17 protein-coding genes are annotated in these 13,640 nt (G+C 51.9%); 1 reads left to right on the top strand and 16 read right to left on the bottom strand.

What is annotated here, in order from left to right; translation table 11 throughout:
- Position 1: 1 nt before the first annotated feature.
- From AB3R30_RS19870 to AB3R30_RS19795, 16 genes are all read right to left on the bottom strand, one after another.
- Positions 2 to 2,878, bottom strand: coding sequence for a hypothetical protein (locus AB3R30_RS19870; RefSeq protein ID WP_458650960.1), 2,877 nt, complete (start codon positions 2,876 to 2,878; stop codon positions 2 to 4).
- Positions 2,875 to 3,378 carry a hypothetical protein gene (locus AB3R30_RS19865; protein WP_458650959.1) on the bottom strand — a complete coding sequence of 168 codons (504 nt, stop codon included), beginning with the start codon at positions 3,376 to 3,378 and terminating at the stop codon, positions 2,875 to 2,877. The genes AB3R30_RS19870 and AB3R30_RS19865 overlap by 4 nt, the downstream gene beginning before the upstream one ends.
- Positions 3,379 to 7,005, bottom strand: coding sequence for a phage tail tape measure protein (locus AB3R30_RS19860; RefSeq protein ID WP_458650958.1), 3,627 nt, complete (start codon positions 7,003 to 7,005; stop codon positions 3,379 to 3,381).
- The gene (locus AB3R30_RS19855; protein WP_458650957.1) at positions 7,006 to 7,599 is read right to left on the bottom strand and encodes a hypothetical protein; all 594 of its coding nucleotides are present in this window, start codon (positions 7,597 to 7,599) and stop codon (positions 7,006 to 7,008) included.
- Between the two features lies 1 nt (position 7,600).
- Complete coding sequence (locus AB3R30_RS19850) at positions 7,601 to 8,389, bottom strand: hypothetical protein (protein WP_458650956.1); 789 nt, start codon at positions 8,387 to 8,389, stop codon at positions 7,601 to 7,603.
- Between the two features lie 45 nt (positions 8,390 to 8,434).
- Positions 8,435 to 8,623 (bottom strand): hypothetical protein, encoded by a 189-nt coding sequence (locus AB3R30_RS19845; RefSeq protein WP_458650955.1) that lies wholly within the window; start codon positions 8,621 to 8,623, stop codon positions 8,435 to 8,437.
- Entirely contained in the window at positions 8,620 to 9,045 is a 426-nt protein-coding gene (locus AB3R30_RS19840; RefSeq protein WP_458650954.1) for a Gp37 family protein, read from the bottom strand. Before AB3R30_RS19840 ends, AB3R30_RS19845 begins: the two co-directional genes overlap by 4 nt.
- A 3-nt stretch (positions 9,046 to 9,048) precedes the next feature.
- Complete coding sequence (locus AB3R30_RS19835; RefSeq protein WP_458650953.1) at positions 9,049 to 9,330, bottom strand: HU family DNA-binding protein; 282 nt, start codon at positions 9,328 to 9,330, stop codon at positions 9,049 to 9,051.
- Entirely contained in the window at positions 9,327 to 9,764 is a 438-nt protein-coding gene (locus tag AB3R30_RS19830) for a gp436 family protein (RefSeq protein WP_458650952.1), read from the bottom strand. The genes AB3R30_RS19835 and AB3R30_RS19830 overlap by 4 nt, the downstream gene beginning before the upstream one ends.
- 6 nt (positions 9,765 to 9,770) lie before the next feature.
- Positions 9,771 to 10,007: a hypothetical protein gene (locus tag AB3R30_RS19825; protein ID WP_458650951.1), complete on the bottom strand. Its 237-nt coding sequence runs from the start codon at positions 10,005 to 10,007 to the stop codon at positions 9,771 to 9,773.
- Positions 10,008 to 10,045: 38 nt separating this feature from the next.
- Positions 10,046 to 10,246, bottom strand: coding sequence for a hypothetical protein (locus AB3R30_RS19820; RefSeq protein ID WP_458650950.1), 201 nt, complete (start codon positions 10,244 to 10,246; stop codon positions 10,046 to 10,048).
- Entirely contained in the window at positions 10,239 to 10,442 is a 204-nt protein-coding gene (locus AB3R30_RS19815; RefSeq protein WP_458650949.1) for a hypothetical protein, read from the bottom strand. Before AB3R30_RS19815 ends, AB3R30_RS19820 begins: the two co-directional genes overlap by 8 nt.
- Positions 10,443 to 10,646 (bottom strand): hypothetical protein, encoded by a 204-nt coding sequence (locus tag AB3R30_RS19810; RefSeq protein WP_458650948.1) that lies wholly within the window; start codon positions 10,644 to 10,646, stop codon positions 10,443 to 10,445. It lies immediately after the preceding gene.
- 11 nt (positions 10,647 to 10,657) lie between these two features.
- The gene (locus AB3R30_RS19805) at positions 10,658 to 11,602 is read right to left on the bottom strand and encodes a hypothetical protein (protein ID WP_458650947.1); all 945 of its coding nucleotides are present in this window, start codon (positions 11,600 to 11,602) and stop codon (positions 10,658 to 10,660) included.
- A 69-nt stretch (positions 11,603 to 11,671) separates the two neighbouring features.
- Positions 11,672 to 12,058 (bottom strand): capsid cement protein, encoded by a 387-nt coding sequence (locus AB3R30_RS19800; protein WP_458650946.1) that lies wholly within the window; start codon positions 12,056 to 12,058, stop codon positions 11,672 to 11,674.
- 36 nt (positions 12,059 to 12,094) lie between these two features.
- Complete coding sequence (locus AB3R30_RS19795) at positions 12,095 to 13,150, bottom strand: hypothetical protein (protein ID WP_458650945.1); 1,056 nt, start codon at positions 13,148 to 13,150, stop codon at positions 12,095 to 12,097.
- Positions 13,151 to 13,364: 214 nt separating this feature from the next.
- Between AB3R30_RS19795 and AB3R30_RS19790 the strand changes: the two genes are divergently transcribed.
- On the top strand, positions 13,365 to 13,640 hold a 276-nt coding region (locus tag AB3R30_RS19790; RefSeq protein WP_458650944.1), incomplete at its 3' end, for a hypothetical protein.

The raw sequence follows: 13,640 nt of genomic DNA, 5'->3' as shown, positions 1-13,640 counted from the left end.
CTTAGTAGTAGGTAAAGAATCCATAGAACTCCCACTCAGACAGCGTGAGAATGTTGTCACCACTGCTATTCACGTCTGTTTGGAGGATTTGTAAATAGCGGTAAAAATTGGTGTTGCCCGTGACGGCGAAATAGGCAAATTTATAGGCAGCGTCGAGGCTGGTGTTGCCAGTGCGGGTATCGAGATCCGTCCAAGTTGCGTCATCGTTGCTGCCTTGCAGCTTCCAATTCCGCAGATAGCGACTGGTAGAGCCATCGTGCTGCAAGGTGTAGCCCGTGGGTCGAATGGTGCGTCCTTCGCCACAATCTAATTTGACATAGGAATCGGCATAATCGCCTGTGGCGTTGCTGGCATTGCTAGCACGATCCATGAGGGCATAGGGATCGCCAGCGCCATAGGAACTCCAGCTAGGAAAAGCCCCGTAGTAGTAGGGGGTATACCATTCGGCTTGATCGCCAAAATTAGTTCCCCAGAAATACAGAATCCCCTGTTGATCGGGCGCGGTGCTGTAGATGAATTGGGCGAGGCTCCGCAATCGATAATCCGTGATGCTCAATCCTAAGCCTGTGGGCATAAAAATATCACGGGGAGCGATCGTTGCTTTAAGCCCCAGCCCTAAGCCGGTGGGCAGAGAAATAGTGGGCAATGGAATCAGCCCAGGGCTGAGAATTAGCAGATCAATTGATAGCCCTAACCCCATTTGGGAGGTGAAAGCACTGCCTAAATCTAGCCGAGCGCTGAAACCTAAGCCGGGAGCCAGTATTAATGGCTCTTCTAGGTAGGGGAAGGGCACGATCGTGGAAGCGCCCAATCCCAAGCCGAGATAGCATCGGAGGGCGGTGAGGTTTGGCGGCGGCAAGATGACCAAATCGCGAGGATTGGTATCATTGCCGAAAATCTCGATTTCCGAGTAGGGAGGCACAACGGCAGCGGCATTGTAGACCGGGGGAATAGGCGTGAAAGGCTGCCACTCGCCTTCTTGGGTGCCTAGCCAGATGAGGGAGGCTGTCAGTACTGCTCTATCTGATTCGTGGCTGAATTCGCGCCCATCGATTTGATACAGCAGTAGATTTTGGCGCACTCCCAAAGAGGAGATTTCAGTATCAATCACTGCCAGATTTCTCAGGGGAACGATATCGATGAGGAAGGCTGGCAGCAAGGGTAATTGGATTTGTGCGCCCTGGCTCCTTCCGAGCAATACTACGCCTTCGATTTGGGCAAGCTTAGAGAGTTGATCATTATCAATCACTCCTTTACCTAAGCTTTTATCCTTGCGCCTGCCTGCAAAATCCTTATCGCTATTGAGTTTGAATTCCATCCGCCATTCTTTTTTCTCCTGCTTTTCTTTGGCAGGTAGCCGCTCGGTGGCTGGAGGCTGATTCTTGCCACTATTGCTCGGTACGATGCGGGAATAGCGTGGCACCAAGGCTAATTTGGCGATGATTCTGGAATCTTTGTTGGGGGTATCGGCGTAGGATGCTCCGCTCTGCACCCGGCAGAATGGCTCTTGCAGAAGCTCTGATTTGCGCCATTCCCCAGGGCGAACGGAATCCCAAGAAATGGTTTCTACCCGGCTCACCCTCATGCTGGTGGGTGAAAGGTGCTTTTCCTCCGGGATGATCGCCGCGATCGCTTCCCTATCGATTTTTTTGATGGATTTGACGACCTGAGAAAAAGGATCATACTCGATGAGTATTTCTGATTCTTTGGTAATCACTTCCTGGAATTTGCGATTCTCTTTTTCCTCTTTCTTTAGCCCTGCGAAATACTCGGAAAGCCCAACTGGGTAAAGCCTTTTCTCTGAAAGTAAATCTCTGAACAGCTTGCCATCAGAATCGTATTCCCGCGTGGTCACCCGTTCGATGTCTAAATCCATGCCGAAATCTTTGGGGAAAATGGCAGGGGCAAGGGCACCTCTGGCAGCTTGGGAAATTTCTGAAAATGTGACCGTGGTGCCGGAAATGCTCTCAGCCACAACGGTGTTTCGTAGCTCGATTTGGCCGCTGCCTGCATCTGGATCAACGGCAAAAGCACCCTCTCTCACCTTGAATTCAAAGGAGGTGGAGAGAGGGCTTTCCACGGCTTCAGAGGACGTGCCGCCATACACCACCGAATCTACGGGCACTTCGCCGCCATCCACTGGCTCGTAGGAGATTTCATCTTTGCCGATTTCGATCGTGGCAAGGGGAGGAATAGCCGCTGAAATAGCCGCGCTACACGCCTGAATCACGCCGTAGCCATCTTGATACAGATAAGCTTGCACCCCGTAAGCAAGCTCCCCAGCAACTTCAATCCAATTTGTATTTTCCTCTTTGGCAATATCATCCTTCATTTCATCGGTGCCACCCGCTGCATTGATAGCGCTTACCACCGAGGCTAGAGCGCCTAATCGCTGGATGCCTGCCTGCTTCAATGCCTCAAGGATTCCATTGCCACGATTGAAACCCTGACCAAGGCTCAATGGAGCATTCAAAATCTGCTCTCGGCTAAGGGTTTTTGCTGGCTGCGGCTTATTGGAATATTCCAAGGTGCAGCCTAGCTCCAATTCCAGGTAGGGATTCTCCAGGGAGGGCGGCAGGGGTGGCTTGAGGATGTACAAAAACCCGTGGGGGTGGCGTGTCCAAGTATTCTCAAAATCCTCATTCAGGATGATCTGCTGCCCTTTGAAAAACCTTGCTCTACCGCTGCCCGTGCGGGGATTCATGGAGGTGGGAGCATCCGCCGTAACCGCTAGCCTAAGCTTGCCCGTGGTGAATAAAATTCCAGAATCCGATCGCTCACTCAATCCCGCTGTGAATTCGACATAGCAAGCGCTCCAATCCTGATAATCGGTGCCGATCAATACTTGAATTTTGCCAGCCGCGAGAGAAGCGCTCATGGGGCAACCTTGCCTCCGGCTTCAATCAGGCTCAGATTGACACTCCACAGGGCTGATCCATCGCTGCCATTTGCCCAATACTCAAACTCAGGAGCCGCTTGAAACACGGCATAGAACCGGGCAAAATAAGACACATAGCCGCCAGTGGTAGTAACCGTATCAAAGGGGCTGGCAGCCGTGGCACGAGTGCGGGGTGCCACCTCCTCAAACTCGCTCACGGTATCGATTAGCAGGATTTTGGAATCTAACCGGGCATTGTTTAAGCGGCGATGCTCTCGGTAGAGATTTCTGAGGGTGAGGCATTCCGCTTTCGTCAGCACCGCTTGAAACTGCCACTGTTCTGGCTCCCCATAGGGATTACCGGGCTGGATGAGGGAGTTGTTAGCAGTGAAACTGGGTGCAGTGAATTCGCCAAAAATCCGAGGAAAGGACTCACTCAGGAAAAGTAAGCATGTAACGCTGAAACCGCCTAGGGATAGCTGAATGTAGGAATCGCCCATCTATCGCCCCCTTGCTCTTAGCTGTTGCATTTGCAACTCCCGTGAATACTTGATGGCATCGGTTTGAGGGGTAGGAGTGACCATCGTGAGGGAGCGGGGTGTATAAGCCAGTTCCCGAATTGCTTCTTCCAATTTCCGAAAGCGCTTATCGAGATCAAAACCGGGTGCAGATCGGGGAGTGTGAGAGGGCAGTGCCAGCCCCGCCATTGGCGTGATACCGCCGAACAAGGCAGCGGTTTGTTGGGCGGTGAGAACAAAGCCATCTCTGGGAGCCTGGTATAGCCCATCTTGCGGCAACAGCCCGTAACTACCATCCCCATAACGAACCGCTTCAGCCCCTACTTCACCGCCGCGAAAGACTTGCCCTGCTGCCACCGGTCCACCCAGTTTCCGAGCGGGAATGGGAGTGGGTTTAGCGGGTTCTTTGGGCGGTTCCTGTTTGGCAGAATCCAAGATTTGCTTAATCTTATTGGCGGACTCTTCATCCAATTTCCGCTGTTCGGCTTTGAAAGCCCGTTCCCGCGCCTGTTTTTGATCCTCCCAAGTGCGTTCCAGGGTAAGCATTTCCTGCTTAAACTGCCGCTCTTTGGATTGTTCAGCCTGCTTAAATGATTGCTCTTTGGATTGTTCAGCCTGCTTAAATGCCTGATCCTTTGATTGTTGTTGCGCTTTGAAGGCAGATTCGGAGGCTTTTTGCTTTTCATTGAAGGCATTTTCTGAAGCCTGCAAGCCTTCCTTAAATTTCTGTTCCGCTGCCTGTTGTTGCGCTTTGAAAGCGGCTTCTGCTGCCTGCTGTTGGGCTTTCAGCGCGTCCGCCTCTGCCTGTTGTTGGGCTTTGAAAGCGGCTTCTGCTGCCTGATCTGCGGCTTGTTGATCAGCTTTTTGTTTGGCTTCGATCGCCGCTGCGGCTTGCTTAGCCGCTTCCAATTGGGCTGGATCGGTCAGGTCAGTGACTCCAGCAATTTGCTGTGCCAGGGCAGCAATCTTTTCAGGGGGAAGAATTTTATTGGCTAGATTATCAAGGCTCGACACACCCTGCTCAATTTGTGCCGCAATTTGTAAGCCCTTTTGCTTCTCAGGGTCGTTCGCGGCACCCTGATTTTCGAGTAGATTGTTTGCTCCTTTGAAAGATTGATCCTGAGCTTTCAATCGAGCCTGCAACCCTTCCTGGAAAGCCTGTTCCTCTGCCTGCTGTTTCTTAGCAAATTCAGCCGCTACAGCCTGTTGCTTTTGCTGAAAAGCAGATTCCGCCGCTTTCTGCCGATCTGAGAATGCTTGCTCTTTGCCCTGCTGTTGGGCTTTGAAGGCACTAGCAGCGCGGTCTTGATTCGCCTTAAATGCGGCTTCTGCTGCCTGCTGCTGTTGATTGAAGGCAAGGGTGCGTTGCTCTTTGCCTGACTCAAAGGCTTGTTCTCGCTTCAGTTTGGCATCATCAAAGCCTTGCTGTTTCTGGGTTTTGGTGTCGTCATTGGCACGGGAAATTTTAGTTTCTTTGTCAGCGTTTGCTTGCTCTTGCTTCAGCTTCTCCTCTTCACGGGTTTTTTTAAGGGCTTCGGCTTCCTTCTCCAGTGCCTTCGTCCGATCCTCGGAGGCTTGCTTACTGCTGCCTTTTCCGGCTGCATTAGATTTTTCAGCAGTAAGATTTTTCTCCAACTCACTGGTTTGTTTTTCCAGGGCTGATTTTTGGCGCTCAATTCCAGCAATCAGAGCAGTCTGAGCATTTTTTTGTTCTTCATTCACAGGCACGATCGCCTTCGCCGCTTCCAATTCATCATCCAAAGATTTGATTTTATCCTTGGAAATTTGGATATAAGCCTGAGCAGTTTTTTTCTGTTCTTCAGTGAACTTGCCAGATTCTTTGAATGCAGTATTTAGCCCCTTCAGTTTGCCGCCAATTTTGGCGAATTCATTGCCGCTGGTCGTGGAATTGGCAGCAAGGGCATCAAGTTCTTCATTCGCCAGTCTCATCTCTTCAGTAAATTTGGCAAAGGAAACAGCAGCGATCGCCGCCCCAATTGCTGCAATCAACGGCAACACCGGAGCCAGCGAAGCCACAAACGCCCCACTACCCGCCGCCGCTGCGGTGAAGCCACCCGCCATGATGGGTAAGCCAACCGTAATCGCAGGCAACACCGCCGCGATCGCCAGCAATGCCGCTCCTACCGTCAACGCTCCCCCCGTAAGGGCAATCAGCACCCCTGCCGATGCTTTCACGGGTTCGGGCAACTTGTTGAAATTATTCAGCAGGAACCCGATCGCCGCTGCCACAGGAGTAACCGCCGCTTTTACCCCATTACCCACACTCACCAGAGCGGTATTGAGTTCTGTTAGGGCAGCGCGAGTTTGCCCCTCAAAGGACGCACTCACCTTATCAAAAGCCGTCTCCGCAGCGCCTGCTGAGTTTTTAATCGAGTCAATGTTTCTCTGTAAATCCTTCAGACCTGCGCCTGTAGAAGGGGCGATCGCTGCCACTGCCTCGATTGAACCAAATAGCTGAGTCAGAACCTCTGGAGTATCTGCGCCTTTGGCATTTAACTCTGCCAAAATTCCCGCTAAGCCCTTGGTTTTCAGGGCTTGGGCATCGAACTGAACGCCCAATTCTGCCGATAGCTTTTTCGCCTCATCCGTGGGTTTTAGTACTGAGGCAATCCCTTGGCGCAATCCTGCAAAAGCAGGTTCCGCTTGCACACCCTTCACTGTGGCAGTGGCGATAAAGCCGTTCAGTTCCTCAAGCGAAATTCCCGCCTGGGCTGCCAGGGGTGCCACCTTACCAATTTGCTTAGCATACTGGTCAACGACAATTTTCCCAGCGTTCTGAGTCTGGATAAACTGGTCAGTCACCTTCCCGGCATTTTCAGCACTTAAGCCGTAGGCATTCAGCGTACTGGTGAGGGCATCAGACACCGTGGCAGTATCGGAAAATCCGCCGATCGCCCCCTTCACCGACGCTGCCATCACAGCCGAAACATCCGCAGTTTCGCTAAATCCAGCCGACAGCACATCGTAGGATGCAGCCACCAACTCTGTTGTAGTCGCCTGATTGCCTAGCTCCTGCCTCAGATCATCCATGCTGGCAGTCAGACCAGGCACATCATCAGTCAACGTCGAAACCTTGACCTGAGCGCTATCTAGCCCCTTTGCCGCTTCCAATGCCGCGCCAGAAATTTGATTAATATTATTGGCAGCTTGACCCACCTGATCCGCCGCTTGCTTCAATGCCAGCGTGGATAATGCCGCCTTATCCATTTCTTGCTGTAGCTTCGTGGCAAAGCCCAATAAGCCCCCACTACCGCCCTTTGCCGCCCCATCCAATTTCTCAATCTGATCCGCCGTCAACCCCAAACTTTGGGAAAGCGCAGCAAACTTTGTGCCCGTATCCGCTCCAACCGCATTCAGTTGTTTGAGGGCAGAAATAGCCTGTTCCGTTTCATCCGCCGTCAGCCCCAAGCTATTCGCTAATTTTTGAGCTTCGGCAAACGTGCTGCCCATTGTTTGCGCCAATTTGGTAAAGCCGGGTGCCTCAGCCGCAGTTTTTTGAATGGCAGCTTGAATCGCTAGCAGATCAGCAATGGTTTTGCTTGCCCCTCCCGCTTGAATCTCTAGCTGTAGCTTCATACTGCTTGGCATCTACCCGCCTTCCCGCATCACTTCTTCCATCGCCTTTTGCCGTAGCCCCTTACCCCATTCCCGCATCTTCTCTTTCCGCTTTTGCTCCGGTGGCTTTTGCAGATTGCTTCTAGCCGTAACAATCTCCATCAGCGTATTCCCCGGCACCCTATCCGCCAACTCCAGCGCATCTGGCACACTCTCCACACTCAGAGATAACGCCGCCAAAATCTCCTCAAGCGTGGGTGCAGGCTTATCGTTGGGTGGCTCAGTCGGTACGGTTTTGGGAGCATTCAGCGTCACGAGCCATCCCGCCTCCATGCCTTGCTCAGTTTCCCTCGCAATCAGCAAATCCTCTACCTGAAATAAGTTCACCCATTCCGGCTGAATCCCATTTAGTTCCAAACAGCGCTTGATCAGAAATTGCAGCCGTCTATCCCGCACATACAACTGCTGCCAATGTTCCCCCGGCTCTGCGGTAGCAAGCCGCTGCCAGATTTCCGAAAGGCGATCGCCAAACTCAAAGCGCCCAACCAAGGAACAGCCTCGGATTGGGCGCACGTCCCCCCGGCAATCTTCAAACTCTGCCAGGGGTGGAAACTCAATCCAGCGCATACTAAGGAGCCGTATTGCGATTGAGAATCTTGTAAGGCTCATCCCAACCCACCGGAGGAATCGCGCCAAACTCAATCTCAAATTCCGGCACATCGTTAGAGATGGTCATGGTTGGACGGGTCTTTCTTTGCAGCAACGGGAAGCTAATGGGGATACCCTGACTGGCTTCCGGCGAATAGATAATCCCGTTAAATTCCAAGTTCCCAATTTTGCTCAACGTACCCGATCCGCCGTAGGCTTCCACGCTCGTAAGCGTGACTGGCACGGTGTAGGTAACAGGTGCCCCCGCCTGGGCAACGTTGAAAACTAGCTTAGTGCCCGTGGTGTCTACTCCCACTTGCCCGGTAGCAGGGGTGGCAGGCGTAGCCGCACGGGGTAGGGGCTTGGGTTGACCCCACACACCCGCGCCCGCAATGTTGGCAAAAATATCGTTAGTGTTAGCCACTGTGATTGCCGCATCCACAATTTCATAGGGTGCAACGCTCGGCACCGTAGCGGTTTTGAGTACCACCAGTTTCTCGTTAGTTAATACCCGTGGAAACTGATCCAGAACCAACCCTAGCTGTTGCCAGTCGGTAAATTGAGTGGTCAACTTGACCGTACTGGAAACCGATGCTTCCGCCGTGGATTTGGTAACGAGCCTACCGCCCACAAAGCCCTGTGCTTCCTTCGATTCCGCCTCTTGCGAGAACTCAAATTGAAAGAGAAAGAGTGGGATCATTTTTTGGGCAGTGGCACCGCCAGCAAGCCCGGTAGTTTTGATGTAAATGTCGCCTAGTCCTGAGAGCATTTTGTCTCCTTAATGAGGGTGAAGTGTCTCCCATGGGAGACAAAATTAAGCGGAAGCTTCTTTGGTTGGTTTAACTTTTTCGACTGGCAAAGATTCAATCACGCCAGCGGTTATCAGCGTTTCGAGCAACTCAGTGGTTAGCTCTGGATGATCCTTGGAATCGAATTCAGCCGGAGCTTTCAGATCGATTCCGCTTTGAGACAAATACAAATCTGCGATCGCGCGATATTTCATAAAACCTTCCTGAGATAGGGTGCAGAGCAAGCAAAGGTAGCTGTGTATAGCCAAAGGGAATCAACCACCGCCACAAAGCCCGATTGCAATTCATACAGCGGAAACACCCCATGCACTTTGGTATCAAAGCCTGAGAGGGCATCTCGCACATGGTCAATCACCGGGTAAACGCTGGTGTGGCTGCGTAAATCTTTGAGCCGAAACACAATGTCGTATTCCAGAGTGCGAGGCTGAATCAAAATCCGCTGGGGATTGATGCCCGGTGGAGCCTCTAGCCGTTCCTGTTTGAAACCAACAAACAACGTTGCAGAGGAAATAGGCTTACCAAAATCCGCAGGTGATTCAGGAAAAGGGAGAATCTTCACGCCCCTGACCTGCTCACTCAGCCGACTCACGATCGCCTTTTCCACTTCTGCCAACATGGGTTATTCCTTGCCCGAAACAGCTTTCTTAAACGGTTCACCCGCATGAAACACAGGCACCGTGGTAGCCGGAATGGTAATCGCCTCACCCGTTCTGGGATTGCGCCCCTCCCGCTCTTTCCGGTGCTGGGGTTCAAAGGTGCCAAAGCCCACAAGCGTCACCTTATCGCCTCTGACTATCGCCGCCTGGATATGGGCTAGTAGCGCATCTAGCACCTTAGTGGTTTGAGTTTGGGTGGTATCAGCGCTAATTGCCGCCGCTGCCACCAATTCAGCCTTGTTCATAAGCTTCCAAAATCCTGTAGAGATGAGTTGGTATAGACTTTTTCGCCTGCCGTGAAATCGGGTAATCCTTCGCGGGGTTTAATCGTTGCCTGGGCAGTATCTAAGCCCAGGGTGAGAATCCCTTTCGCCAATTGCTCTAGCCAGCGGATGGCATCCTCATAGCGTTGCCGCACGTCTTCCCTAGCAGAGTTTCTATCCAGGTAGTAGCGGGCAATGTTGAGGCAGTGGGGAATCAACACCGCTGGCACCGTGGTAAACGGTACGGTGTATTTGCCACCCAGGTAGGTATCAATCATGCTGGATGCATCCGTTAGCGCCCGATTCAGCGGCACTACGTCGATTTCTTCAGCGGTGGAATCTTCCAGGTTGGTTAGCTGGATGGCTTCATCGCGTCCGAAAGCGTCGATAAATTGTTGCTGAGTTGCGTAGGGCATGGGCAATTAAGGTAAAACCGAACGAATAGCAGCATCTTTAGCTTCTAAGAGCTTTCTGAGTGCCACAGTTGTTTCTTGCGAATTTGGGGCAGAGTAGGCAACTTCTACAGCCAAATCGTGAAATTTTTTGGAATACGCTTGAAGTTTCTCTGGCAAATGGTCATAGACGAAAAACTTAAGAACCTGTTGGATCGCCGGATTCAGGATGATTCCAGAATCTAGCAAGGCATTTGGATCAGTCATAAAACCTCGTAGTAGTAGCGATCGGAGCCGTTCATCGGTTATTTTTTGCGCCCAAACAGACGGGCACCAAAGCCAGCGAAGATAGAGCCAAGCCGGATGAAAAAGCCTGTTTTGCCTGTCTTCACGCCGGATTGATTCAGCGCTTCGGTCAGGTTTGCGGCTTCACCCAGCGCATCAGAGATTTTGTCGCCTGTGTTGGGCTTTTCCGGCTGGTGATAGTCGAAATTCAAATTAGGCATTCAGACATTCCTCTGGTGTAGGAACATTGCGAGTGGCACCGCCTCTTCGGCGATCGGGTAGCCCATCTTTGCTACGTTTTCTTGCCTCTAGGTTGAATTCCAATTCGGGCATCAGCATGGTGATCAGCAGCATAATTACGGGCATCGCCGCCGTGAAGCACAACAGGGCACTGAGTAGAAGGCTGGTGGGAGTCATTTATTCATCCTTTGGTTTTGTGGGATTGGGCGGCTTTTTGGGAGCGGGAGCCACGACCCGCAAACTGAGCAAAGGCTTTGCATCCGCCGTTGTTAGCTCAATTTCCTGCCCTACTTCGTAGGCTTGATTGTCGTGATTCAGGGAATCCAAAACGATAAATTGGGGCATTGGCTTCACCAGATAAAGGTACAAAGTGTCTCCCATGGGAGACAAAATTAAGCGACTGCGTTGGTAAACAAATAAGCGCTGAGGTTGCTTTGCACAAGCTCTTTGACGCTTTCGCCAGCGCGAACCCGCTTACCGCCTTTCATACCAATATCCGGGTCGTCGATCGTTCCAGAAACCGGAGTACCAAACCGAGCCGTGAGCATAAAAGTGGGAGCACTGGTCACACCGCGTAACTGCGCCGCGCCATTGTCGTAAAACATACTGAAATGCTTACCCCATAGCCGCGCTAGAGATACCGTCTGCCCTTCTTTGGCAGTGTTGGCATAGCCTTGACCCACGATCAGATTTGCCGCAGGAATTTCAAACAGAGACGCTACCGCTTCCCGGCTGGCAATGCCCTGACTCGTGCCGGAAATGCTGATAGCGTTGAGAATCACGGGATGGGTGGATAATTGCGTCCACACCGCCTGACCCATGACCATTTTATTCGGGCGCATCAGGCATAAATCCATTGCCGTGCGAATGGCGGTAATGGGGTTGGAGTTTGCCTTATCGCTCCATTGGGATGTCCCCGAAAGCGTAGTGCGTAAGCCAGCCAGGTAGGTGGCACTGGCAAAAGTTTTGTCTGCCACTCGCTTTTCTCTATCGAGTTTGATTAGTTCCATCACCCCTTCGGTGGCGATCGCCTGGGGATTGTAATTACTATCCGCATTATCGATATCCTCTTGAGGCACCGGGCTATCGAGCGCGAAATCCTCAGTAGAATCCGTTTCGCGGCTGGCAGAGAAGGTGATTTGATTGGGTGCCGATAGCCGCCCTACGCGAGTATCAGGAATAGAATACATCTCGCCAAACGTAAATTCATCCCACTCAAACAAACGCTTGCTGACTGGGCGATAGGGCGCAATCATATCGGCAATGTACATCTCATTGCGATAGGCGATCGCCAGCCCCGTAAGCTGCGGATCAATTGGATAAGGAGAAATAGCCATAGGAATTAGTGGTTTAGGGAATTAAAGTCTTGTCCCCTCTCCTGTGGGAGAGGGCTAGGGTGAGGGCAATTAACCTTGGAAGGAGCCAGGGGCTAGCACCATAGAGCCAATGTCGCCGACCACGCCGGAAACCTCCGCAATGCCGATGATCCGGATATTGGCACCCGCTGCCGCTGTAGCCGCGATCGCCCTACCCGTAGCGTCACTGGTGAGGAATGCGCCCCGCGTCACCGTGCCGCCATAAAGCACGGGCACCAACCCAGAGCGAATCACGTCGCAGCGCTCATTTAGGGCAGAATCAATGTCACTGGATACGCCGATCGATAAATCAGCCGCCGCCGTTGCCAAATCCACTTCATTTTCATTCGCGCCAAATTTCACAATCCGATACTTGGGAATCCCACCCGTAGTAATCGCCTTGTAATTCAGCGTCAATCCGTAATTGCGTTGTGCCATAAGTCAGGGAATAGGGAATAGGGAATAGGGAAAGAACTAAACCTGGGTGACTTTTGAAATTGCCTCGGCATAGGAAACCGTGTTGCCTTTTGCTTTCTCAGCTTCCTTGTAATCAGTTGCCAATTTCGCAATTTCAAACGGGTCAGAAAGTGGATTCACCGCCTTATCAGCGCCAGCAATTTCGGCATACTCAACCACCTTCGGCTGATTCTTCAAAAAGCCCTCAAACAGGGTTTTGAGATCGCCCTTAAAGGCAGCTTCACCCTCGCCAAATTCCACCGTTTGCGGCTCTTGCAGCGAAAGCGCGGCGAGAAGCTCCACAGCGGCGTTTTTTTGGGCAGGGAGTAGCTTGCCTTCCTTCACCAGTCCTTCGGCAAAATTCAGGTATTCGGCGCGCTGCAAGGCGATTTCTCTGGCGAGAGCGGCTTGCTCACGCTGGGAGAGTTCGGCTTCCCGTTCGGCGAAATCGGTCGTTTGGGCTTTGTCTTGATCACTCATCGAATTCTCCAGTACAGGCTCTGCATTCGGCGGTGGCATTGCCGCCTCAATCAGCATCTCTTCCACCAGGTAAGAGGGCAGCACCTTATCGGCTGCCTCCATGCCAAATTGATCAATCAAAAAATCTCGAAGATTGCGGAACACGCTGATTTGAGCGCGATCCATCCAATCGGAAAATTCCACTACCCCCTCATCACCGGCTGCAAATTGCACCGCTTTTAGCCCCTTAATTGCCGGAGGCTGGGCACCTAAAAAACCCACATGCCGTAGGTAGTAAGTCCCTGGCACGGGGTTGTGGGGTGAATCAGGAGTGTAAAAGCTGGAAGAAATTTTCTTATAGCGCCCTGCCTCCACCAACTCGGTGAATTGCGGATCAAGCTGGTGAGTATCAGCATCAAGGTTTTTTTCGCTGACTGAAAGGCTCTTAATCCAGCCATAGGCAGGCGCATTATCGCTGGGGTGCCCAATCACGATCGGCGCTTCATGCAGCGCTGGATTGTACGCCGCCGCGCTTTTGGCGAGATCCTCTGGGCTAATCGCCAAAGCATTACCGTGAGCATCAATATGGGAGCCAGCGCGAAAAATTTGCAGCATTCTCAATCCAAAAAGAGGGAAGCCCCGAAGGGCTATGAAATTCCTGAAAATCAACTGCAATGATTTTGCTTTCTCCTTAGCTATAGCCATAGCTGAATCAATTCAGCTTCAAGCAATACTTACAGCGATTTACACTCGCACTGTGGCAAGCAATAGGATTTCTTGATCTCCTTCTCGCCCTTTTGCTTGCCACACTCCCCTTATTTGGTGCGTAATGGGAACCGCAAAGCCCACAATCAAACTGATCCAAGGTGCCACGCTGCGGCGAGTACTGCGTACCCCATGGAATCTCACGAATTACACGGTAACGTGTCAGTTAAGGGATGAACACGGCAACGGCATGGTGAAGGGCACCTTCACGACTACCCTGCAAACCAATCCCCAAACCGGGCTATTGGGGCAAATTGAGCTACTAACCCAAGTTGCGGGTTATGTGGAGATGGGAGATTATTGCGACAGGGGCGCAGGTGAACGAGTCGAAGTCGCGAAA

Origin of the sequence: Sivoneniella epilithica UHCC 1019 (assembly GCF_040830845.1) — a bacterium.
In the GTDB taxonomy this organism is placed as follows: domain Bacteria; phylum Cyanobacteriota; class Cyanobacteriia; order Leptolyngbyales; family Leptolyngbyaceae; genus ULC077BIN1.
The sequence above is the reverse complement of the archived record's forward strand: the minus strand, read 5'-3'. Positions and strand labels throughout refer to the sequence as shown.